Source organism: Massilia putida, from assembly GCF_001941825.1.
GTDB classification, from domain to species: Bacteria; Pseudomonadota; Gammaproteobacteria; order Burkholderiales; family Burkholderiaceae_D; genus Telluria; species Telluria putida.
This window is the reverse complement of the sequence record NZ_CP019038.1, coordinates 3,563,883-3,587,572: the sequence shown is the minus strand read 5'-3', so window position 1 is coordinate 3,587,572 and position 23,690 is coordinate 3,563,883. Positions and strand designations below refer to the sequence as shown.

The window sequence follows — 23,690 nt, the reverse complement described above, 5'->3', positions numbered from 1 at the left end:
AAGGCTGTGAAAAAGAAAAAAAGTTTTTTTGCACAGAAGCGGGCGCGGATCATCGCGCCGGCGGTCGTGCTGGCATTGCTGATCGCGGTCTGGTGGATCGTCGTGGTCCAGACGCACAGCGCGATCTTCCCGACGCCGTGGCAGGTCGTCACGGGCACGTGGGAACTGGTCCAGGACGGCACGCTGTGGGACCACATCGGTTCCTCGCTGATGCGGGTCGGCAGCGGCTTCCTGCTCGCGATCGCCGTCGCCATTCCGCTGGGCCTGTGGATCGGCCGCATGGATGCCGCCTGGGTCACGCTCAATCCGTTGTTCCAGTTGCTGCGCCCGATTTCTCCGATCGCGTGGATCCCGCTCGCGATCCTGTGGTTCGGCGTGGGTAACGCGTCGCCGATCTTCCTGATCTTCATCGCGTCCGTGTTCCCGATGATCGTCCAGACGGCCGCCGGCGTGCACACGATCGAACGGCGCTACCTGCGCGCGGCGGAAAACTTCGGCGTCTCGCGTGCCAAGCTGTATCGCCAGGTGATCATTCCCGCCGTGCTGCCGGAGATTATCGTCGGCATGCGCATCACGCTGGGCGTCGCCTGGCTGGTGGTGGTGGCGGCGGAAATGATCGCGCTGCGTTCGGGTCTCGGCTACCTGATCATGGATTCGCGCAACGCGGGCAACCGCTACGACCTGGTCGTCGCCGCCATGATCATCATCGGCATCATCGGCCTCATGCTGGACGGGATCACCCGTCTCCTGGAACGTCTCAAAATGGTAAGGTGGCGCTATGGACGCTAAGGTGCAGCCAAGGGTGCAATACAAGGTCGCGGACAAGATCGTCGTCGACGACATCAAGAAAAGCTTCGAGACCCGCAAGGGCACGTTGCCGGTCGTCGGCGGCATCAGCTTGACCATCCGCGACGGCGAATTCGTCGCCATCGTCGGACCGTCCGGCTGCGGCAAATCCACGTTGATGAAAATGCTGTGCGGGTTCGACTCGCCCGACGAGGGCAGCGTCGTCATCGACGGCCAGGTGCGGCATGGACCGAGTTCGAAAGGCATCCTCATTTCCCAGCATGGTTCCGTATTCCCGTGGCTGACGGTGCAACAGAACCTGATGTTCGGGCTGGACGGCATCAGCGAGGCCGAGAAGGCGGAACTGGCCGACCACTACACCGCGATGGTGGGATTGAAAGGTTTCGAAAAGAGCTATTCGCACGAACTGTCCGGCGGCATGCTGAAACGCGTGGAGATCGCGCGGGCGCTCGTCATGAAGCCCGAGATCCTCTACATGGACGAGCCGTTCTCCGCGCTCGACGCGCTCATGAACCTGAAAATGCGCATGGAACTGCTGCGCATCCTGGAAGAAGAGCGCCACACCGTATTGCTCATCACGCACGACGTCGAGGAAGCCGTGCACCTGGCCGACCGCATCGTCGTGCTGTCGCCGCGGCCGACGACGATCCAGGCCACGTTCGACGTCGACATCCCGCATCCGCGCAAGATGTCCAGCCCCGAAGCACAGGATCTCAAGGAAGCCGTGCTGCGGGAACTGGGGCTGTAAAGCGGGGGCTGTAACGCGGCGGCTGTAACGCTCAGCCTGCCAGCGGCAGGCTCATCTCGACCAATCTGGCCCAGAAGCTGGCGCCGATCGGCAGCAGGTGGTCGTTGAAGTCGTAGCTGCCGTTGTGCAGCTGGCACGGTCCGAGGCCGTGCCCGCGCGAGCGGTGGTCGCCGTCGCCATTGCCGATGAAGACATAGCAGCCCGGCTTTTCCTGCAGCATGAACGCGAAATCCTCGGCGCCCATCGTCGGTTCGACGTTCGTGTCGACATTGTCCGCCCCCACCACCGCGCGCATCGCTTCGATGGCGAACGCCGTCTGTTCCGGATGGTTGATCAGGGGCGGGTAGTTACGCTTGAACGAGAAATCGACGGTGGCGCCGAAGCCCGCCGCGAGGCCGCTTGCGATCTCGTTCATGCGCCGCTCGATCAGGTCCAGCACGCTAGTGGAGAACGTGCGCACGGTGCCGATCATGACGGCTTCGTCGGGGATGACGTTCGTGGCGCTGCCGGCGTGGATCTGCGTGATCGACAGCACGGCCGTGTCGAGCGGGTTCTTTTCGCGCGAGATGATCGTCTGCCAACCTTGCGCGATCTGCACGGCGACCATCACCGGGTCGATGCCGCGGTGCGGCTGCGCGGCGTGCGCGCCTTTGCCTTTGACCACGACGCGGAACTCGTTACTGGATGCCATCATCGGCCCCGCGACGACGCCGAAGCTGCCCGTCTTGATGCCAGGCCAGTTGTGCATGCCGTACACGGCGTCCATCGGGAAGCGTTCGAACAGGCCGTCGTCCATCATGCGGCGCGCGCCGGCGCCGCCTTCTTCGGCCGGCTGGAAAATCAGGTAGACGGTGCCGTCGAAGTTGCGGTTCCGCGACAGATAGTGGGCTGCACCCAACAGCATCGTTGTGTGCCCGTCATGACCGCAAGCATGCATCTTGCCGGCGTGGCGCGACGCGTGATCAAATGTGTTGAGTTCCTGCATCGGCAGGGCGTCCATGTCGGCGCGCAGGCCGATGGCGCGGTTCGAGGTGCCGTTCTTGATGATGCCGACGACGCCCGTCACCCCCAGGCCGCGGACCACGGGAATGCCCCATTCGGTCAGACGGTTTGCGACCACGTCGGCCGTGCGTTGTTCTTCGTAGCAGAGTTCGGGATGGGCGTGGATGTCGCGCCGGATCGTTTCGAGCTCGGATTGGTAAGCGAGAATAGGTTCGACCAGTCTCATTCGTATCTCCGTGCATGTTTTGAACTATTGTAGCCCTTCCACCATGTGCAACGCCAGGGGCCCAACGGCTGGCGCTGGAATCGTATAAAGTACTGGTTTATCGACGTTTTTCTGGATGAATCCGATGACCAAGACCATCGTCCGCGGCGCCTGCCCGCATGACTGCCCCGATACCTGCGCGCTGCTCGTGACCGTGGAGGATGGCGTGGCCACGGAGGTCAAGGGCGATCCGGATCATCCGACGACGGCCGGCGTGTTGTGCACGAAGGTCTCGCGCTACATCGAACGCACGTACCACCCCGACCGCCTGCTGTACCCGATGCGCCGCGTGGGTAAAAAAGGCGAAGGCAAGTTCGAACGCATCACGTGGGAGCAGGCGCTCGACGAGATTGCAAATCGCCTGCAACCCATCGCCGCGCGCGACCCGCAGGCGATCCTGCCGTACAGCTATTGCGGCACGATGGGTCTGGTGCAGGGCGAGGCGATGGCCATGCGTTTCTTTAACACGCTCGGTGCCTCCTTGCTCGACCGCACCGTGTGCGCGAATGCCGGCGCCACCGGTTACAAATACACGATCGGTGGTTCGATCGGCACGGATACCGAACAGTTCCAGGATGCAAAGCTGATCTTGATCTGGGGCGGTAATCCCATCGCGTCGAACCTGCATTTGTGGACGCGTTTGCAGGAAGCCAAGCGCCGCGGCGCGAAGCTGATCGCCATCGATCCGTATCGCTCGCTCACCGCGGAAAAATGTCACCAGCACATCGCGCTGATGCCCGGCACGGACGCCGCGCTGGCGCTGGGCATGATGCACGTGCTGGTGAAGGACAACCTGCTCGACCACGATTACATCGAGAAATACACGTTCGGCTTCGCGCAATTGAAGGACCGCGTGGCCGAATGGACGCCGGAGCGCACCGCGCAAACCTGCGGCATCACGGTCGATGAAGTGGTCGACCTCGCACGCGAATACGGCCGCACGGCGCGCCTGGGCGAGCCGGTCGCGATCCGCATGAACTACGGCCTGCAGCGTGTGCATGGCGGCGGCATGGCCGTGCGCACCATCGCCTGTCTGCCGGCCCTCGTGGGCGCATGGCGTCACGCCGCTGGTGGCGTGCAGTTGTCGACGTCGGGCACGTTCCCGGCCGATAAAGTCACCCTGCAACGCCCGGACCTGTTGCGCGGCAAGCTGCCGCGCACGATCAATATGAACACCATCGGCGCCGACCTGCAGAAAGAGGCGTCGCCCGCGTTCGGCCCGAAGATCGAAGCCGTCATCGTCTACAACTCGAACCCGCTCGCGATCGCGCCCGATTCGGCGCAGGTGCAACGCGGCTTCGAGCGCGAAGATTTATTTACCGTGGTGCTGGAACACTTCCAGACCGACACCGCGGACTACGCGGACATCCTGCTGCCGGCCACCACGCAGCTGGAACACGTCGACGCGCACCTCGCGTATGGCCACCTGTACATGATGGCCAATAACGCGGCGATCGCGCCGTTGGGCGAGTCGAAACCGAATACGGAAATCTTCCGCCTGATCGCGAAGCGCATGGGTTTCACGGATCCGGCCTTCGACGAGACGGACGACGAACTGGCGGCCCAGGCGTTCGACAAGAAACACGAACGCGCCGTCCACTTCGACTGGTCGTCGCTGAAGCGCACCGGCTGGCAAAAGCTGAACATGCCGGCCGCGCCGTTCGCCGAAGGCGGTTTTCCCACGCCGTCCGGCAAGTGCGAATTTTATTCCGCCTCGATGCTGGCCGACGGTCTCGATCCGCTGCCGACTTATATCCCGAACTACGAGTCGGTCGCCTCCAACCCCGAACTGGCGCAGAAATATCCGTTGGCGATGATTTCTCCGCCGGCCAGGAACTTCCTCAACTCAACCTTTGTCAATGTCCAGAGCCTCCGCGCAACGGAAGGTGAACCGCACCTGGACATCCATCCTCTTGATGCCGCTGTCCGCGGCATCGTCGATAAGGAGATGGTACGCATCTTCAACGACCGGGGCGCGTTCGTCGCGCGCGCCCGGGTCACCGCCCGCGCGCGGGCCGGCCTCGTGGTCGGCCTGTCGATCTGGTGGAAGAAGCTCGCCAGCGACGGCAAGAACGCCAATGAAGTCACCAGTCAGCGCCTGACCGATATGGGCCGGGCGCCCACCTTTTACGACACGCTGGTGCAGGTTGAAAAGGCCGCACCATGATCTGGAAATATGAAACTTTCGCGAATCACCCCGTGGTTCCGCACCGTGCTGTTTGCCGGCACGGCGGCGGGGCTGCTGGCCAGCTGCTCGACGCTGAACTACTACACCCAGGCGGCCCAAGGCCAGCTTGAACTCCTGTCGGACGCCCGTCCGATCGACGACTGGATCGCTGACCCCGGCACCAGTACCAAACTGCGCCATCGCCTCGAGACGGCGCGCCAGATCCGCCGCTTCGCAGTTGCCGAAATGGCTTTACCCGACAACAACAGTTATAAAAACTACGCGGCGCTGAAGCGGCAATACGTGCTGTGGAACGTCGTCGCCACGCCCGAGCTGTCGCTCAAGCCCCTGCAATGGTGCTTCCCCGTGGCCGGCTGCGTGAACTACCGCGGCTATTACAGCAAGGACGCGGCCGAGTCGTACGCGAAAGAGCTGCGCGACGCGGGCGACGATGTCGAGGTCGGCGGCGTGGCCGCGTATTCGACCCTGGGCTGGTTCAGCGATCCGCTGATCTCCACGTTCATCAACTACCCGGACGGCGAACTGGCCCGCATGATCTTCCACGAACTGGCGCACCAGATCGTGTACGTGCAGGGCGATTCGCAATTCAATGAGTCGTTCGCGTCGACCGTGGAAGAGGTCGGTGTCGAGCGCTGGATGGAACGCTTCGGCAACCAGCAGATGCGCGACGCTTACGCGCGCTACCGCAGCCGCAAGAAGGATTTCCTCGGTCTGCTGATGAAGTACCGCAAGGCGCTCGAGCAGAATTACGCCGTGATCGACCGCAGCGATGCGGAAAAACGGGCCGTCAAGGTGCGCCTGTTCCAAGAGCTCAAGGACGAGTACCAGGTCCTCAAGGGCAACTGGGGCGGCTACGCGGGCTACGACCGTTTCTTCGACCAGCCGCTGTCCAATGCCCACCTGGCGTCGATTGCGACCTATGAGGACTTCGTGCCCGCGTTCCGCGCCCTGTTGCAGCGTGAAGGCAGCTTCCCAAAGTTTTATGACGCCGTGAAACGCCTGGCCGAGATGGACCGGTCCGACCGCCACCGCGTGCTGAACGGGATGGTGCCGCCGCTCGTGACCGCGCCGCTGATGGTGCAGCGCAGCGAAATACGCCCGTAGCCATTTTGGTCAAACGTCGATAGAGTCGTTGTTCGAAAAGCGCAAAAGTGCTTGCGTCCGGGCGCGCTGCCCGATAGCATCTTGCTTAGTAATATCAGCACGACCGTGCGATTTTTCTGGGCCGCGTTCAAAACGATAACGATACTGGAGACAGAGGCACCGATGGACAAGATTTGGCTCAAGGCTTACCCGCCCGGCGTCCCGGCGGAGATCGACCCCGACCAGTACGGTTCCCTGGTGCAAATGCTGGAGGAATCGTTCCGCAAGTATGCGGCGAACAACGCTTACGTCTGCATGGACAAGTTCCTCACGTACGGGGAACTGGACAACATGTCGAAGCGCTTGGCCGCCTGGCTGCAGAGCCGCGGGATGAAGCCGGGCGCGCGCGTCGCCGTCATGATGCCGAACGTGCTGCAGTATCCGGTGGCGCTGGCCGCCATCCTGCGCGCGGGCTATGCGGTCGTCAACGTCAATCCGCTGTACACGCCGCGCGAGCTGGAGCACCAGCTGAAGGATTCGGGCAGCGAGGCCATCATCGTGCTCGAGAACTTCGCGCACACGGTCGAGCAGGTGCTGCCGAAAACGGCGGTGCGCCACGTCGTCGTGGCCAGCATGGGCGAACTGCTGGGCGGCGCCAAGGGCATGCTCGTCAACTTCGTCGTCCGCAACATCAAGAAGATGGTGCCGGACTTTACGATCCCGCACATGGTGCGCTTCAAGGACGCGCTGGCGCAGGGCGCGAAGATGCCGTTCCAGCCGGCGCAGCTGAAGAATACCGACGTCGCCTTTTTGCAGTACACGGGCGGCACGACGGGCGTGTCGAAGGGCGCGACGCTCACGCACCGCAACGTCATCGCCAACATCCTGCAGACGGAGGCGTGGTCGAAGCCGGCGATGAGCCAGCCGCCGCTCGTCGAATTCCCGACCATCGTGTGCGCGCTGCCGCTGTACCACATCTTCGCGCTGACGGCGTGCGCGCTGTGGGGCATGCGCGTGGGCGCGCTGAACATCCTGATCCCGAACCCGCGCGACATCCCGGGGTTCATCAAGGAGCTCAAGAAGTACCGCATCAATATGCTGCCGGCCGTGAACACCCTGTACAACGCGCTGGTGAACCACCCCGATTTCAAGGACGTCGACTTCAGCGCGCTGAAGGTGTCCAACGGCGGCGGCATGGCCGTGCAGCAGGCCGTCAACGACAAGTGGAAGGCGCTCACGGGCACCAACATCATCGAGGGCTACGGCCTGTCGGAGACGTCGCCGGTGGCCACGTGCAACCGCTGCGACGTCCCGGGCTTCACCGGCACGATCGGCCTGCCGGTGCCGTCGACGGACGTCGCCATCGTCGACGATGACGGCCGCCCGCTGCCGGTGGGCAGCGTGGGCGAGATCGCGATCCGCGGTCCACAGGTGATGGCCGGCTACTGGAACCGTCCGGACGAGACGGCGAAGGTCATGACGGCGGACGGCTTCTTCAAGTCGGGCGACGTCGGCATCATGGACGACAACGGGTACGTGAAGATCGTCGACCGCAAGAAGGACATGATCCTCGTGTCGGGCTTCAATGTGTACCCGAACGAGCTGGAAGCGGTGATCGCGGCCCACCCGGGCGTGCTGGAATGCGCGGTGGTCGGCGTGCCGGACGAGCATTCCGGCGAAGCGGTGAAAGTGTTCGTCGTGCGCAAGGATCCGGACCTGACGGCCGAGCAGCTGATGGACTACTGCAAGCGCGAGCTCACTGGCTACAAGAAGCCGAAATACATCGAATTCCGCGACGAGCTGCCGAAGACGAACGTCGGCAAGATCCTGCGCCGCGCGCTGCGCGAGGAAAAGCAGGCGGCGTAGCGGATGTAACGACAAGCGCATGAGACGTCATCCCCGCGGAGACGGGGATTGTGCCCCCGGCACAATCCCCTCCAAGCTTTGCTTGCGCTATCGAGCTGCTTGCACATTGGGGCCCCGCCTGCGCGGGGCGACGTGCCGCCGCCGGGCGGTTTTTTTGCGCACACGATTTCAATGATTGAGAAAAAGCGAGGCAATGACATGGACAAATTCTGGCTGAAGTCGTACGAGGCGGGCGTGCCTGCGGAGATCGACTGGACGCAGTACCGCTCCCTCACGCACCTGCTGGAGGACTCCTTCCGCAAGTACGCCAACCGCGACGCCTTCGCCTGCATGGGCAAGTCCATGACGTTCGCGGAGCTGGACAAGCTGTCCGGCGCGATGGCCGCGTGGCTGCAGCACAAGGGCCTGGCGCCGGGCGCACGCGTGGCGATCATGCTGCCGAACGTGCTGCAGTATCCGGTGGCGATGGCCGCCATCCTGCGCGCCGGCTACACCATCGTCAACGTCAACCCGCTGTACACGGCGCGCGAGCTGCAGCACCAGCTGAACGACTCGGGCGCCGAAGCCATCATCGTGCTGGAAAACTTCGCGCACACCGTCGCCGAAGTCGTGCCGAACACGAAGGTCAAGCACGTCATCGTGGGCAGCATGGGCGACCTGCTGGGCGCGAAAGGCCTGCTCGTCAACTTCGTCGTCCGCACCGTGAAAAAGATGGTGCCGGCGTGGTCGCTGCCGTCCGCGGTGCCGTTCAAGCGCATGCTGGCCGAAGGCGCGCGCCTGTCTCGCAAACCCGTCGAATGCGGCCACGAGGACGTCGCGTTCCTGCAGTACACGGGCGGCACGACCGGCGTGTCGAAGGGCGCGGTCCTGAAGCACAAGAACGTGATCGCCAACGTGCTGCAGAACGAAGCCTGGTTCGCCCCGACCCTGGCGAAGATCCCGGCCGGCACGACGCCGCAATTCGTGTGCGCGCTGCCGCTGTACCACATCTATGCGCTGACCGTGTGCGCCCTGATGGGCCTGCGTGCGGGCGGCACGAACATCCTGATCCCGAACCCGCGCGACATCGGCGGCTTCATCAAGGAGCTGAAGAACTACCGCGTCAACGTCTTCCCGGCCGTGAACACGCTGTACAACGGCCTGCTGAACCATCCGGACTTCGCCAGCCTCGATTTTTCAAGCCTGAAGGTGTGCCCGGGCGGCGGCATGGCCGTGCAGAAGGTCGTGGCGGACAAATGGCTGGCGGTGACGGGCGCGCCGATCGTCGAGGGCTACGGCCTGTCGGAGACGTCGCCGGTGGTCGCGGCGAACCGTTGCGACATCAAGGAATTCACGGGCACCATCGGCTACGCGCTGCCGTCGACGGAGCTGCGCATCATCGACGAATCGGACAACGAAGTGCCGTTCGGCACGGCCGGCGAGATCGCCGTGCGCGGTCCGCAGGTGATGGCGGGCTACTGGCAGCGTCCGGACGAGACGGCGAAGGTCATGACGCGCGACGGCTTCTTCAAGACGGGCGACATCGGCGTGATGAACGAGACCGGCGCCGTCAAAATCGTCGACCGCAAGAAGGACATGATCCTCGTCTCCGGCTTCAACGTGTACCCGAACGAAGTGGAGGACGTCGTCGCCGCGCACCCGGGCGTGCTGGAAGTGGCGTGCGTGGGCGTGCCGGACCAGCACTCGGGCGAGGCCGTCAAGCTGTACGTCGTCAAGAAGGACAAGGGACTCACCAAGGACGAGCTGATGGTCTATTGCAAGGATCAGCTGACCGGCTACAAGCGGCCGAAGTACATCGAGTTCCGCGACAGCCTGCCGAAGACCAACGTCGGCAAGATCCTGCGGCGCGAGCTGCGGGATGAGAAGCAGCCTGCCTGAAAACACCGTACGCATAAAAACACCGTCGTTCCCGCCTGCGCGGGAATGACGTGGTTGGATAGCGGTTGCTCTTTAAATCGCCGTAATCTCCACGCCCGGCCGTCCATCCTCCACCCGAAACGCGGCCAGCTCGCGCTGCGCGGTCTTCGGATTCCTCACCTCGTCCAGCCCCATGAAGCGCGTGCGCGTTTCCCGCGGGGTGATCTCGATCAGCATGTAACCCCGCTTGTCGCTGCGTCCGAACTTGATGTGCGGGTTCATCGCCACGTATTGCGACGTGCGCTGCTGCGGCCGCGAGCTCGACGTGACCGACGTGCCCACGAATTCCGTCGCGACCACCGGGTTCGCCTGCGACACGGGCCGGTTGAAATCGCGCCGCAGTTCCGTCGCGTAGAACGTGTGCACGTCGCCGCCCAGCACGAGCGGATTCGCGGCGCCCGTGTCGACGAGCGTATCGAGCAGGCGCCGGCGCGCGACCGGATAACCGTCCCAGCCATCCGTCCAGAAGCGCCCCGCCTCCGGAGGCGTCACCGGGATCTGCGACGACTGCGCCATCAGCGTCTGCTGCGCGAGGATGTTCCAGCGCGCCTTCGACGACGCCAGCCCGGCGCGCAACCACGCTTCCTGTTCAAGTCCCAGCATCGAGCGGCGCGGATCGAGCAGGCCTGGGCAGGCGCGCGGTGTCACGGAATTCGAGCCGCCGTGGCCCGGGTGCGGGCAGACCTCGTAGGCGCGGTACTGGCGGTCGTCCAGCACGTGGAAGCGCGCGAGGCGTCCCCAGTCGTAGCGCTGGAACATGCGGACGTTCGCGAAGTTCTTCGGGGGCGCCAGGCGCAGCGGCATGTGCTCGTAGAAGGCCTGGTAGGCGGCCGCGCGCCGCTGGGCGAAGGTCGGGGACAGGCGCTCGTCGCGGTCGGCCGCGTAATCGTTGGCGACCTCGTGATCGTCCCACGTGACGATCCACGGCGCGATCAGGTGCGCGGCCTGCAGGTCCGGGTCGGTCTTGTACTGGGCGTAGCGGCGGCGGTAGTCTTCCAGCGTGAACGACTCGTCCTGGCGGACGGCGCGCAGCGGATGTTGCAGCCGGTAGGCGCCCCATTCGTAGATGTAGTCGCCGAGGAAGGCGACCAGGTCCGGATTCGCCTGTTCGATGTAGCGATGCGCCGCGTAGCTGCCGAAGTCCCAGTGCTGGCACGAGGCCACCGCCAGTTTCAGGCTGTCCGGCAGGTTGTCCGGCGCGGGCGCCGTGCGCGTGCGGCCGACGGGGCTGACGGCGTCACCCAGCATGAAGCGGTACCAGTACCAGCGCGCCGGCTGCAGGCCTCTCACGTCGACGCGCACGCTGTGCGCCAGCTCGGGCGTCGCGATGACGCTGCCCTTCGCGGCGATGTCGCGGAACGCGCCGTCGTGTGCCACTTCCCAGCGCAGGGTGAGGGCGAGGGGGGGCGTCTTGGTCGCGTCGAGCGGATCGGGCGCGACGCGCGTCCACAGGATCACACTGTCCGGCAGCGGAGAACCCGACGCGACGCCGAGGCTGAACGGATAGCCGGCCGCGTTCGACGGCGCGGCGTGAAGCAGCGCAGGCGTCGCGGCCGCGAGCCGCGCGGCGTTCAGCAGGAACAGGCGGCGCGGCCAGGACATCGAATCGTGCTTATTGCGCGATCAGCGATTCGAGCGGCGGCAACTGGCGCGGCTTGCGGTCCGGGCCCGTGGCGACATAGGTCAGCGTGGCTTCCGTCACCTTGACGACGTCCGTCTGCAGGCGGTTGCGTTCCGCGTACACCTCGACGTAGACGGTGATCGACGTATTGCCGACCTTGACGATGTCGGCATAGAACGACAGCAGGTCGCCGACGAATACGGGGTTCTTGAACAGGAAGGAATTCACGGCGATGGTGGCGACGCGGCCGTTCGCCCGGCGCACGGCCGGCAGCGAGCCGGCGACGTCGACCTGGGCCATGATCCAGCCGCCGAACACGTCCCCGTAGACGTTCGCATCGGACGGGGCGGGCATCATCCGCAGCACCGGCATCTTTCCTTCGGGCAGGCGGGTGATGGATGGGGTGGTGTTTACTGGCTCGGTCATCTTGAATTCTCGGTAAAGGCTACAATCCTTTTGATTGAACCATAAATCGACAAGCCCTGCCATGCGCCGCTCATCTCCGAATTCCCTGCCGCCCGCCGCCGATCCGAACGTCAAACGGAACGACTGGGCCACCATCGCCACCTTGCTGCCCTATTTGTGGGTCTATAAGTGGCGCGTACTGGCCGCGCTGATCTGCCTCGTCGGGGCCAAGATGGCCAACGTCGGCGTGCCGCTCGTGCTCAAAAAGCTCATCGACGCGCTGACGATCAGCCCTGCCAATCCGCACGCGCTGCTCGTGCTGCCGCTCGGCGCGCTCGTCGCGTACGGCGCGCTGCGCTTTTCGACCACGCTGTTCACCGAGCTGCGCGAATTTCTGTTCGCGCGCGTGACGCAGCGCGCCGTACGCACGATCGCCTTGAAGGTGTTCCGCCACCTGCACTCGCTGTCGCTGCGCTTCCACCTGAACCGCCAGACGGGCGGCATGACGCGCGACATCGAGCGCGGCACGCGCGGCGTCAGCTCGCTCGTGTCGTACTCCCTGTTCTCGATCCTGCCGACGCTCGTCGAGATCACGCTGGTGCTGGGCTACCTCGGCACGCACTACGACGCCTGGTTCGCGGGCATCACGGCCATCGCGCTCGTCACGTACATCACGTTCACCGTCACGGTCACGGAATGGCGCACGCACTTCCGCCGCACGATGAACGACCTCGATTCGAAGGCCAATACGAAGGCGATCGACTCGCTGATCAACTACGAGACGGTGAAATACTTCGGCAACGAGGACTACGAGGCTCGGCGCTACGACGAAGGCCTGCAGAAGTACGAGCAGGCGGCCGTGCGCTCGCAGACGTCGCTGTCGTTCCTGAACACGGGCCAGTCCCTGATCATCGCGGCGGCCGTGACGGCGATCCTGTGGCGCGCCACGCAGGGCGTGATCGACAAGACGATGACGCTGGGCGACCTCGTGCTCGTGAACTCCTTCATGATCCAGCTGTACATTCCGCTGAACTTCCTGGGCGTGATCTACCGCGAGATCAAGCAGAGCCTTGCCGACATGGAGCGCCTGTTCGGCCTCCTCGAACAGAACCGCGAAGTCGCGGATTCGCCCGGTGCGAAGCCGCTCGTCACGTACGGCGCGAAGGTCGAGTTCTCGCACGTCGATTTCAATTACGACCCGAAGCGCCAGATCCTGTTCGACGTCGACTTCACGATCCCGCCCGGCACGACGACGGCCGTCGTGGGCCACAGCGGTTCGGGCAAGTCGACCTTGTCCCGCCTGCTGTTCCGCTTCTACGACGTGCAGGGAGGCGCCATCCGCATCGACGGCCAGGACGTGCGCAACGTGACGCAGGACTCGCTGCGCCACGCGATCGGCATCGTCCCGCAGGACACGGTGCTGTTCAACGACACCATCGAATACAACATCGCCTACGGCCGCCCTGGCGCGAGCCGCGCCGATATCGTGGCGGCCGCGCGCGCCGCGTCGATCCACGAGTTCATCGAAACCCTGCCTGACGGCTATGCGACAATGGTGGGTGAACGCGGCCTCAAACTGTCCGGCGGCGAAAAGCAACGGGTGGCCATCGCGCGCACCTTGCTCAAGAACCCCGCGATCCTGATCTTCGACGAAGCGACGTCGGCGCTCGATTCGAAGTCGGAGCAGGCGATCCAGGCGCAGTTGAAGGAAATCGCGAAGCAGCGCACGACGCTCGTCATCGCGCACCGCCTGTCGACCATCGCCGACGCCCACCAGATCCTCGTGCTCGACCACGGCCGCATCGTCGAGCGGGGCACGCACGCGGCCCTGATCGCGGCGGATGGCCTGTACAAGCAGATGTGGGACCGCCAGCAGGCAAGGCAGGACGAAGACCTGGCCTCGCCGCCGGTCGAAGTGGTACAAGACTAGGATTGAAGAGCATGGAAAAACAGATCGTCGAGATCGACATGGCCGATGTCGGCCACGGCAACCCGGCCTGGATCGCCGCGCTGGAAGCGGGCAAGGTGCTGTACTTCCCGAACTTCGGCCGGCACGGCTTCGCGCCGCAGAAGGAAGAACTGGCGCTGTTCCGCGAAGACATCCGCGACCCCAAGACCCGCAACATCAGCCTGTCGTCCGCCGGCGACCTGAAAGGCGTCGTCGGCGACGATGGTACGCGCGCGCTGATGGCCGGGATGATCGGCCGCTTCCGCGCCGAGGCCGAAGGGTTGCTGGCCAACCTGGTGCCGCGCTACGGCGAACACCTGCGCCGCGGCGCGACGAGCTTCCGGCCGGCGGTAGTGCAGAACCGCGTGCAATCGTGGCGCGCCGACGACCGCCGCATGCACGTCGACGCCTTCCCGTCGCGCCCGAACTACGGCGAGCGCCTGCTGCGCGTGTTCACCAACGTGAACCAGGACGGCGAGCCGCGCGTGTGGCGCGTGGGCGAACCGTTCGAGGACGTGGCCCGGCGCTTCCTGCCGACAGTAAAGCCGTATTCGGCGTGGCAGGCGAAGATGCTGAATCTGCTCCACGTGACGAAGTCGCTGCGCAGCGAATACGACCACATCATGCTGCAGCTGCACGACGCGATGAAGTCGGACCTCGACTACCAGAAGAACGCGCCGCAGGTCACGTTCGGCTTCCCGCCGGGCTGCGCGTGGGTGTGCTTCTCGGACCAGACCTCGCACGCCGTGATGGCGGGGCAGTACATGATGGAGCACACGCTGCAGCTGTCGCCCATGCACCAGTACGACAAGGATGCGAGTCCGTTGGCGATTCTCACGCGGATGCAGGGACATACATTGGTGTGACGGCGTTCAAATGAGCAGCAACTCCTTCCCCCTCACCCTTAAAATCTCCGCCACCCGCGCCGCCACCGGCGACAGATAACCGTTCTTCCGATACGCCAGCCCGAGCCGCCGCTTCATCTGCGCCTCGGGCAGCACGACCTCGCGCACGCGCGCGCGCGCGGCCACGAGGTTGAAGCGCGTGACGAAGCCCAGCAGCGGCGTCTTTTCCAGCACCGGCAGGATCGTGTTCAACACATTCGACTCGATCTGCACGCGCGGCCGCGGCAGGCCGTGGCGCTCGAAGGTCTGGTCCAGCCATTGGCGCGACGCGACCGTCCGCGCCGGCAGCATCCATTTGTAGTGCACGAGGTCCGCGAGCGTGCGCGGCGCGTCGAACACGGGGTGGCGTTCGCTCGCCATCACGACCATCGTGTCTTCCGCGATCTGTTCGCAAACGATGTCCGCATCGCCGTCCACCATCGGTCCCACGACGAGGTCGATGTCGCCGTCGCGCAAGCTGGCCAGCAGGTTGTCGTTCATCGCCACGGCCAAGGTGACCGTGATCGCGGGCGCATCGAACAGCAGCTGCTCGAACACGGCGGGCATCAGGTGCTCGGCCATCGTCGGCACGCAGCCGATGCGGACCTCGCCCTGGAGGCCGCCTGCGTGATCCTGCATTTCGCGCGCCGTCTCTTCCACCATCAGCGCCATCTGGCGCGTGCGTTTCAGCAGGACGTGGCCGGCGGCCGTCAGGCGCATGCCGCGTCCATCCTTTTCGAACAGCCGCGCGCCCAGTGATTCTTCGAGCCGGTCGATGCATTTCGTCAGCGCCGGCTGGGTGCGGTGCACGCGCTCGGCGGCGCGCGCCAGGTTGCCTTCGGTGGCGATGACTTCGAAATATTTCAGGTCGCGGAAGTCCATGACACATTCCTGAAAGTTTGGAAATAAGAAAATTAAGTGAATATACATTATAGATCGGCCTTTCTATACTCGGTTCATACAAGACCTTGCCCGACCAAAAAAACAGCTGCACCGAGGAGACGACCATGGCAATCCGCACCGCGCGTGCCGTCCTGCGCACGTCTCCTCCCGTGTCTGTCGTTCATCTACCACGAGGACTATCCATGAGCCATTCCACTCCACCCGACGTGAACCGCGACATCGCGCGTATCGACCCGGAACTGGTCGCGCGCGCCGCCCAGTTCCCATCATCCATCCTGGCCGACGTGGCCGGCCGCCGCGGAGCCCTGTCCAGCCGCATCGCCCCGCTGGCCCCGACGATGCGCCTGGCGGGACCGGCGCTGACCGTCGAGGTCCGTCCGGGCGACAACCTGATGATTCACGCGGCGATGGCGCTGGCCAAGCCTGGCGACGTCCTGGTCATCGACGGCAAGGGCGATGAGTCCTGTGCGCTGATGGGGGAGATCATGGTCTCGCAATGCATGGCGATCGGGATCGCCGGCATCGTCGTGTACGGCGCCGTGCGTGACACGGAAGCGATCCGCGCACTGGGCTTTCCGATGTACGCCATCGGCGCGAACCCGAACGGGCCGTCGAAACTGGTGCCGGGCCGGATCAACTGGCCCGTGTCGGTGGGTGGCGTGACGGTGCAGCCGGGCGACCTGGTGGTGGCCGACGGCGACGGCGTCGTCGTCGTCGAGCCGGTCAAGGTGCCGGCGGTCCTGAAACTGGCGCAGAAAAAGCTGGCCGACGAGACGGCGCGCCTGGAAGGCATCCGCAGCGGCGCCCAGCTGCGTCCGACGTGGCTCGATGCCGCGCTGCGCAAGGCCGGCGTGCTGACCGAAGGGGAGACGCTGTGAGCGCCATCCTGGTCACGGGTGCCGACCTGGCGGAACAGGCCGTCGAATTGCTCGCCGGCTTCGACATCGTCTACGCCGGCAAGGCTCCCGACGAGGACACGCTGGTCGCCCTGTGCCGCCAGCACGAGCCGGTCGCGATCATCGTGCGCTACGGCCGCATCACGGCGCGCGTGATCGACGCGAGCCCGCGCCTGCGCGTGATCTCCAAGCACGGCACCGGCATCGACACGATCGACAAGGACGCCGCCGCCGCGCGCGGCATCGCCGTCAAGGCGGCCGTCGGCGCCAACGCGCCCGCCGTGGCAGAACATACGTGGGCGCTGATCCTCGCGTGCGCCAAGGACGTGCCGGCACTCGACCGCCGCATGCACGACGGCCACTGGGACAAGGCGACCCATAAAAGCCTCGAACTGCGCGGCCGCACGCTGGGCCTCGTGGGCCTGGGCGCGATCGGCGCGCGCGTGGCGGCCGTCGGCACCGCGATGGGCATGCGCGTGATCGCGCACGACCCGTTCGCACAGACCGCGCCGGAAGGCGTCGAGCGGCTCCCGCTGGCCGACGTCATCGCGCAGTCGGACGTGTTGTCGCTGCATTGCCCGCTCACGCAGGACAACGCCAACATGCTGAACGCCGCCACGCTGGCGACGATGCGCCCCGGTGCCATCGTCGTGAACACGGCGCGCGGCGGCCTGATCGACGAGGCGGCGCTGGCCGACGCGCTGAAGAGCGGCGCCCTGCGCGCGGCGGGACTGGACAGTTTCCAGGTCGAGCCGTTCGCGGCCGGCCATCCGTTCACGGGCATACCCAACGTGATCCTGTCGCCGCACATCGGTGGCGTGACGAGCGATGCCTACGTCGGCATGGGCACGGCCGCGGCACGCAACGTGCTGGCGGTGCTGGAAGCATCTGAACAGATGGCCTGAGGCCGAAAAAACACAAGCGCGCGCCAAGACGCGCTTTAACGATTACTATGGGAGACGACCATGAGCGTAACCGATGACAACGCGCGCCTCGAAGCGGACACGATCCGCAAGATTACCTGGCGCTTGATTCCCTTCCTGATGCTGTGCTACCTGCTGGCCTTCATCGACCGCGGCAACATCGGCATGGCTTCGCTGCAGATGAACCACGACCTCGGCCTCACGCCGAAGATGTTCGGTTTCGCCGGCAGCCTGTTCTTCATCTCGTATTTCCTGTTCGAAGTGCCCAGCAACCTGGCGCTGCAAAAGTTCGGCGCGCGCAAATGGATCGCGCGCATCATGATCACGTGGGGACTCGTCTCGGCCGGCATGGCGCTGGTGCAGGGGGCGACGTCGCTGTACATCCTGCGCTTTTTGCTCGGCGCCGCCGAGGCGGGCTTCTTCCCCGGCGTCGTGCTGTATCTCACGTACTGGTTCCCCGCCGCTTACCGCGCCCGTATCGTCGCCATCTTCATGGTCGCGGTGCCGATGGCCAGCTTCGTCGGCTCGCCGATCTCGGCGCTGCTGCTGCAGGCCGACGGAATGTTCGGCCTGCGCGGCTGGCACTGGCTGTTCATCCTCGAAGGCCTGCCCACCATCCTGCTGGGCGTCATGTGCCTGTTCTTACTCACTGACCGTCCGGAACAGGCGAAGTGGCTGAGCGCAGCGCAGCGCGACTGGCTGTCCGCGCGCATCGAGAAGGAACGCACCGAGAAGAAGGAGGCGGGACCTCATCCGTCGATCTGGCAGATCTTCCGCAGCAAGGAAGTGCTGGGCATGGCCCTGGTGTGCGCCACCGCGTCGTCGGCCGGCACCGTGCTGGGCGTGTGGCAGCCGCAGCTGATCAAGTCGTTCGGCCTGACGGTCATGCAGACGGGCCTCGTCAACGCCGTGCCGTACGTGATCGCCGCCGTGCTGATGGTGTGGTGGGGCCGCCATTCGGACCGCAAGGGCGAGCGTCGCTGGCACACGGCGATTCCGCTGGCCCTGATCGCCGGCGGCATGCTGTGCACTCTGTTCGTGACATCGCTCGTGCCGACCGTCGTGCTGCTGACCTGCGTCCTGATCGGCGCCTACTCCTTCAAGGGACCGTTCTGGGCGCTGAGCTCGTCCTGGCTCGCCCCGGGTTCGGCGGCGGCCGGCCTGGCCGCCATCAATGCCGCCTCGAACCTGATCGGCGGCGGCCTGATGGTCAACGCCTACGGCTGGATCAAGGAAGAAACCGGCAGTCACGCGCTCGGTCTGCTGCCGATCGCGCTCCTGGCGGTGGCCAGCATCATCACCCTTCTCATGCTGAGCAACGACGCTCACCGGGCGGCGCGTAACGCGCAGGCCAAGGCGACGGCCTAATCCGCCTGCAGCGCGTCGGTTTCCCGGCGCGATTCCATTCCTTGCAACGATTTGCGGCGCCGGCGGCATCGCAGCCGCATCGTTGCAACCGCTTCCTCTACCGCTTACAGGATAACCAGGACTCCGCCATGGACATGCGCAAGCCCTCGACGGCCGCAGCCGCAGTGAACGAAGACGCCACGATGAAGAAGGTCATCCGGCGCATCATTCCCTTTGTCTTCATTTGTTACGTCGTCAGCTACCTCGACCGCATCAACGTCGGCTTCGCCGCCCTGACGATGAACCGCGACCTCGGTCTGACGCCCGCGCAGTTCGGCCTGGGCGCCGGGCTGTTTTTTCTCGGGTATTTCATCTTCGAAATCCCTAGCAATCTGGCGCTGCATAAATTCGGCGCGCGTGTCTGGATTGCGCGCATCATGATTTCGTGGGGCGTGATCTCGATGGCGACCGCGTTCGTCGTCGGCCCCAAGAGTTTTGCGTTGACCCGTTTCCTGCTCGGACTGGCGGAAGCCGGGTTCACGCCAGGCATTTATCTGTATTTCACGAAGTGGTTCCCCGGCGCCTGGCGCGGCCGCGCGACCGCGGCCTTCCTGGTCGGCATCCCGGTCGCCAACATGCTGGGGTCGCCGGTTTCCGGCCTGCTGATGGAGCTGGATGGTTTCGCAGGGCTGAAGGGCTGGCAAGTCCTGCTCCTGGTGGAGGCACTGCCGGCGGTCGTGCTCGGCGTGCTGTGCTTGTATCTGCTGCCCGACCAGCCGTCGCAGGTCCGCTGGCTGGCGCCCGCCGAGCGGGCCTGGCTGGCCGACCGGCTCGCCGAGGAACAGCAGACGCTGTCGGCAAAGCATGGCGACAAGCTGCGCGACGCTTTTACCAACTGGCGTGTGTTCGCGCTGGCAGCGATCAATTTTTGCGGGATCGTCGGTTCACTCGGCATCGGCTTGTGGCTGCCGCAGATCGTCAAGGAATTCGGCTTGCGCGCCAGCCAGGTCGGCCTCGTGACGGCGCTGCCGTACGCCGTGGGTGCGGCCAGCATGCTGTGGTGGTCGCGCCGTGCGAGCCGCAGCCCCAACCGGCTGCGCTACGTGGTGGGGGCCATGCTGGTCGCCGCTGCCGCGTTGGCCATCTCGGCCTTCCTGACCATGCCCATCCTGAAGATGTTGGCCATCACCCTGACCGTATCCGCCGTCCTGTCGTTCCAGGCGACGTTCTGGGCCATTCCCTCCGGCTTTCTCACCGGCCGCGCGGCCGCCGGCGGTCTTGCATTGATCGTCTCCATCGGCAATCTTGGCGGCTTCGTCGGTCCGTCGATGATCGGTTACATCAAGCAGGCCACCGGCGGCTTCACGTTGCCGTTGCTGGCGGTCGCCGGCGCCCTGGCGATCGGGGCGACCATCATGCTGCTGCTCGGCGATCCGGCCAAGTCCGATTCATAACCTGCAAGGAACTTCACCATGAGCTTTTTCAACGCACCGCCTACCGTGGACGCCACCGTCTTCACCCGCATGCCCGACCGGTTCCGGAAGCCCCGGAAGACGGCCTGGGCCAATGCGAACCGTTCAGGCCGGGAGATCGACTCCTTTCTCGAAGGGCCGTCGTTCGACGGGCAGGGACGCCTGTACGTCACCGACATTCCGTACGGCCGCGTTTTCCGCATCACGCCCGATGGCGAATGGGAACTGGTGACGGAATACGACGGCTGGCCCAACGGCCTCAAGATCCATCGGGATGGCCGCGTCGTCATTACCGACTACAAGCGTGGCCTGGTACAGCTCGACCCCGCCAGTGGCAATGTGACGCCGCTGCTTGAGAACGCGGGAACGGAGGGCTTTAAAGGCGTCAACGATCTCGTGTTTTCGCCGTCGGGCGACATCTACTTTACCGATCAGGGACAGACGGGCCTGCAGGACCCCAGCGGCCGTGTCTACCGCCTATCCCCCTCCGGTACGCTGACCTGCCTGGTGAACACCATTCCCAGCCCCAACGGCATCGTCTTCGATCCGATGCAGAACCATCTGCTGGTCGCCGTCACCCGTGCCCAACAGATCTGGCGCATTCCACTCAACGAGAGCGGCCTGATTGGCAAGGTGGGCGTGTTTGCGCAGCTGCACGGCGGCTTGGGCGGGCCGGACGGCTTGGCGCTGGACGACGAAGGCGGGCTGTATGTCGCGCACACGGGATTCGGATCCGTCTGGCGGCTGTCGCGCGTCGCGGAGCCGTTGCTGAGGATCCGCTCCTGCGCGGGCTTCTCGACCACCAGCCTGGCGTTCGGCGGCCCGGAGGGCACGAGCCTGTTCATCACGGAGTCGGAAACCGGTTCGATCCTGCGGGCCGAGGCGCCGACACGCGGCCTGCGCATGTTTTCCCACCTCGACCCTGCCTGAACCGCGCTGAGCCGGCGTCGAGCCGGCGTCGTTACGCTGCCCGGAAGCCGTACAAGGTTTCCGGATTGTCCACCAGGATGCGCTCGCCAGCTCCGCATCCGTCACCTCGGTGTCGACCACCCCGATCCCGCGCGCGGCCTCGCCCAGCGCGTGGAGCGCGTCGACGAGGCAACGGTTGTCGATACCGTAGGTCGAGGCAGTGATCAGAACGAGTGGGTCATGCCGAGGCCGACCCCTTGCGGGGACGCGCCGTTCGTGACGCCGTCGATGCTGTTGAGCGCGAAGTCATTGCGCGAATTGGCGCCATTCTTGATTTTGACGAGCATGGCATAGGCCTCGGTCCGTTTGGACAGCGCATAGCCATAGCCGAGTGCGACGTAGCGGGCATCGGTGTCGGGCGCGCCGCCGCGATCGAGTTTCAGGTCCCGGCTTTCGCCCAGCGCCAGACGCAGCGTGCCGGCGCCGATCCGGTGCGTCATGCCCAGCCACAGCGTGTCGAGCGTGGCCTCCTGCGCCGCACCCGCCTTGAACGTCTTCGGCAAGCCAGTCGCGGCAAGATTGCCCGAGTAGCGCAGGCGCTCGGCCATCGCACTGACCGTGGTGCTGCCGAAGATGTAGGCGCCACCGACCTTGAATGCGCGGTCGCGCGTCCGCGCGGTGGCGGTATTGGCGTACTGGTCGTGCTGCTCGTAGGCCGCGCTCAGGAACAATGGACCTTTTTCGTAGCCGCCGGCCAGCGACCACAGCTTCGGGTTGCACGCGACGGCGCAGGTTCCCTTTTCTTCGTTGACGCCGTAGGCCAACTGTCCGGAGAACCCCGCGACGTTCGGCGACCAGTACTCGATCACGTTGCGCTGGCGCCGGTCGAACGAATTGCGGTTGGCGGCGTTCGCAGCCGTCTTGGACGCGTCGCCATACAGCACGTCGCCGTAAGCCGCGATGGTCTTGTTGGTGAACGGGTCGAGGCGGATCGTCATGGCTTTGTACGGGGTATCCCATTGGCCCATGATCAGCGTACCGTAGTTGCTGCGCAGGCCGACGCCGCTGTTGCGGCCGGCGATGGTGCCGGCGCCGGTATCCAGGCTGACCGAATTTTCGATCTGGAACAGCGCTCTCAGGCCGCCGCCGAGGTCTTCTTCGCCCCGAAACCCGATCAGCGAGGAATTGTTGGTAACGCGCGTCGTCGAGGCACCGCCGGCTTTCACCGACTCCAGATCGACATTCAGCTTGCCGTAGATGGTGACCTTGCTCGTCTGGGCGTGGCAGGCCCCGGCGGCGAATGCGGCGGCCGCGATGGCGATCATGCATGTTTTCATTGTTGCGTCTCCTTGTGGTGGTTGTGTGTGTGTTCTGGTTGGGGTGAGCGGGCGCCGCCTGCCGCCGCGCGCAGGCATTCCGGCGGATGCGTCAGGCCGGCGGATGGGATGCGGATGCCGGAAGGCCCGGCGGTGTCAGAATCGGTAAAGCCGCGCGGGATTGGCGACAAGAATGCGGTCGCGCAGCGGCCGATCGCCCTGGCACCATGAGGTCAAGAGGTCCAGCAGCGCGGCATCGTCCGGTTTGTGGTCTTCCGTGGGATGCGGCCAGTCGCTGCCCCAGACGAGTTGGTCGGGGGCGGATTGCATCAGCGCCTGGGCCAGCGGCCCGACGTCGGCGTAGGCCGGGGCGCCGGTTTTGCTGGCGAGGTAGGCGCCGGACAGCTTCACCCATGCGCGCCGTTCCTGCATGAGGCCGCGCGCGATGGCAAATGCCGGATGGTCGACACCGGCCGGCAGGGGAATGCGCGCCAAGTGATCGAACACGACGGGCACCCGCAGCCGGCGCAGCATTGCGGCCTGCCGTTCGAGTTCGCTGACCGGCATGTTGACCTGCACGTGCCAGCCGAGCGGAGCGATCCGCCTGGCCAGCGGTTCGATCATGTCGGGCGTGGTGACAGCGCCGACGGCGAGGTTGAAGCGCACGCCACGGATGCCCGCCCGGTCGAGGCGCTCCAGCTCCGCGTCCGATACGGACGTGTCGAGCACGGCGATGCCGCGGGCCTGGTTCCCGAACTGGTGCAGGGCGTCCAGAGTACAGCTATTGTCGGTGCCGTAGGTGGACGGAGTGACGACCACGGTGCGCTGCGTGCCGAGACGGCGCTGTACGCTACGGTACATGTCGACCGTCGCCGGCGGCGGACGCAGCCTGGCCTGCGGCGCGGGTGGAAAGCGGCCGTCGTAGACATGCATGTGGCAATCGCAGGCATCGGGCGGCAACGGAGGAACGGTGTCGCCGGCTCGGGCGGAGTACGGTAGCACGCTGCCAGCCAAGGCGAGCAGTGCGGTCCGGCGCAGAAAGGTGCGACGCGGATAGTCTTGGGCTGTCACATGTGTCTCCTGATATGCGCCCGTTGATGTTGTCGGTTATCGGGCATCTTGGAGTCAAGTGTACGAACGGGAATCAATAATGTATATTCGCTGTTTTTTTAAATTATATAAATTTTGGG

The 23,690-nt window shown here is 65.1% G+C and carries 19 protein-coding genes; 13 read left to right on the top strand and 6 right to left on the bottom strand.

The window, feature by feature from the left end:
• Positions 1–6 precede the first annotated feature (6 nt).
• Together BVG12_RS18155 and BVG12_RS18150 are read left to right on the top strand one after the other, a co-directional pair.
• Positions 7–789, top strand: coding sequence for an ABC transporter permease (locus tag BVG12_RS18155; RefSeq protein ID WP_075793629.1), 783 nt, complete (start codon positions 7–9; stop codon positions 787–789).
• The gene (locus BVG12_RS18150; RefSeq protein ID WP_075793628.1) at positions 779–1,555 is read left to right on the top strand and encodes an ABC transporter ATP-binding protein; all 777 of its coding nucleotides are present in this window, start codon (positions 779–781) and stop codon (positions 1,553–1,555) included. Before BVG12_RS18155 ends, BVG12_RS18150 begins: the two co-directional genes overlap by 11 nt.
• A 31-nt stretch (positions 1,556–1,586) precedes the next feature.
• On the opposite strand, the gene BVG12_RS18145 is transcribed toward BVG12_RS18150, so the two are convergent.
• Entirely contained in the window at positions 1,587–2,783 is a 1,197-nt protein-coding gene (locus tag BVG12_RS18145; protein WP_075793627.1) for a M20 aminoacylase family protein, read from the bottom strand.
• A gap of 124 nt (positions 2,784–2,907) precedes the next feature.
• Between BVG12_RS18145 and BVG12_RS18140 the strand changes: the two genes are divergently transcribed.
• From BVG12_RS18140 to BVG12_RS18125, 4 genes are all read left to right on the top strand, one after another.
• Positions 2,908–4,989, top strand: coding sequence for a molybdopterin-containing oxidoreductase family protein (locus tag BVG12_RS18140; protein WP_075796435.1), 2,082 nt, complete (start codon positions 2,908–2,910; stop codon positions 4,987–4,989).
• 9 nt (positions 4,990–4,998) lie between these two features.
• A complete protein-coding gene (locus BVG12_RS18135) occupies positions 4,999–6,114 on the top strand; it encodes an aminopeptidase (RefSeq protein WP_083685189.1) in 1,116 nt (371 codons plus the stop codon).
• A gap of 162 nt (positions 6,115–6,276) precedes the next feature.
• Positions 6,277–7,959, top strand: a complete 1,683-nt coding sequence (locus tag BVG12_RS18130; RefSeq protein WP_075793626.1) for a long-chain-fatty-acid--CoA ligase — start codon at positions 6,277–6,279, stop codon at positions 7,957–7,959.
• A gap of 198 nt (positions 7,960–8,157) precedes the next feature.
• Positions 8,158–9,837 carry a long-chain-fatty-acid--CoA ligase gene (locus BVG12_RS18125; protein WP_075793625.1) on the top strand — a complete coding sequence of 560 codons (1,680 nt, stop codon included), beginning with the start codon at positions 8,158–8,160 and terminating at the stop codon, positions 9,835–9,837.
• A gap of 72 nt (positions 9,838–9,909) precedes the next feature.
• Here the strand turns inward: BVG12_RS18125 and BVG12_RS18120 are convergent, their stop codons facing one another.
• Both BVG12_RS18120 and BVG12_RS18115 read right to left on the bottom strand, forming a co-directional pair.
• Complete coding sequence (locus BVG12_RS18120) at positions 9,910–11,478, bottom strand: alkaline phosphatase D family protein (RefSeq protein WP_075793624.1); 1,569 nt, start codon at positions 11,476–11,478, stop codon at positions 9,910–9,912.
• Between the two features lie 10 nt (positions 11,479–11,488).
• The gene (locus BVG12_RS18115; protein WP_075793623.1) at positions 11,489–11,923 is read right to left on the bottom strand and encodes an acyl-CoA thioesterase; all 435 of its coding nucleotides are present in this window, start codon (positions 11,921–11,923) and stop codon (positions 11,489–11,491) included.
• Positions 11,924–11,984: 61 nt separating this feature from the next.
• Between BVG12_RS18115 and BVG12_RS18110 the strand changes: the two genes are divergently transcribed.
• Both BVG12_RS18110 and kdoO read left to right on the top strand, forming a co-directional pair.
• Positions 11,985–13,832, top strand: a complete 1,848-nt coding sequence (locus BVG12_RS18110; RefSeq protein WP_075793622.1) for an ABCB family ABC transporter ATP-binding protein/permease — start codon at positions 11,985–11,987, stop codon at positions 13,830–13,832.
• Between the two features lie 11 nt (positions 13,833–13,843).
• Complete coding sequence (gene kdoO / locus BVG12_RS18105) at positions 13,844–14,716, top strand: Kdo hydroxylase KdoO (RefSeq protein ID WP_075793621.1); 873 nt, start codon at positions 13,844–13,846, stop codon at positions 14,714–14,716.
• Positions 14,717–14,722: 6 nt separating this feature from the next.
• Here the strand turns inward: kdoO and BVG12_RS18100 are convergent, their stop codons facing one another.
• Positions 14,723–15,616: a LysR family transcriptional regulator gene (locus BVG12_RS18100; protein WP_075793620.1), complete on the bottom strand. Its 894-nt coding sequence runs from the start codon at positions 15,614–15,616 to the stop codon at positions 14,723–14,725.
• 203 nt (positions 15,617–15,819) lie between these two features.
• On the opposite strand from BVG12_RS18100, the gene BVG12_RS18095 reads away from it, so the two are divergent.
• The 5 genes from BVG12_RS18095 (at position 15,820) to BVG12_RS18075 (ending at position 21,205) form a co-directional block, all read left to right on the top strand.
• A complete protein-coding gene (locus BVG12_RS18095; RefSeq protein ID WP_075793619.1) occupies positions 15,820–16,515 on the top strand; it encodes an RraA family protein in 696 nt (231 codons plus the stop codon).
• Positions 16,512–17,438, top strand: a complete 927-nt coding sequence (locus BVG12_RS18090) for a hydroxyacid dehydrogenase (protein WP_075793618.1) — start codon at positions 16,512–16,514, stop codon at positions 17,436–17,438. The genes BVG12_RS18095 and BVG12_RS18090 overlap by 4 nt, the downstream gene beginning before the upstream one ends.
• Before the next feature lie 60 nt (positions 17,439–17,498).
• On the top strand, positions 17,499–18,824 hold the full coding sequence (locus BVG12_RS18085) for an MFS transporter (RefSeq protein WP_075793617.1): 1,326 nt from the start codon (positions 17,499–17,501) through the stop codon (positions 18,822–18,824).
• Between the two features lie 128 nt (positions 18,825–18,952).
• A complete protein-coding gene (locus BVG12_RS18080) occupies positions 18,953–20,257 on the top strand; it encodes an MFS transporter (protein ID WP_075793616.1) in 1,305 nt (434 codons plus the stop codon).
• A gap of 18 nt (positions 20,258–20,275) precedes the next feature.
• Positions 20,276–21,205, top strand: coding sequence for an SMP-30/gluconolactonase/LRE family protein (locus BVG12_RS18075; protein WP_075793615.1), 930 nt, complete (start codon positions 20,276–20,278; stop codon positions 21,203–21,205).
• Positions 21,206–21,408: 203 nt separating this feature from the next.
• Here BVG12_RS18075 and BVG12_RS18070 read toward each other — a convergent pair whose 3' ends face one another.
• On the bottom strand, positions 21,409–22,521 hold the full coding sequence (locus BVG12_RS18070) for a porin (protein ID WP_075793614.1): 1,113 nt from the start codon (positions 22,519–22,521) through the stop codon (positions 21,409–21,411).
• Positions 22,522–22,656: 135 nt separating this feature from the next.
• A complete protein-coding gene (locus tag BVG12_RS18065; RefSeq protein ID WP_370662846.1) occupies positions 22,657–23,514 on the bottom strand; it encodes an amidohydrolase family protein in 858 nt (285 codons plus the stop codon).
• Positions 23,515–23,690: the final 176 nt, after the last annotated feature.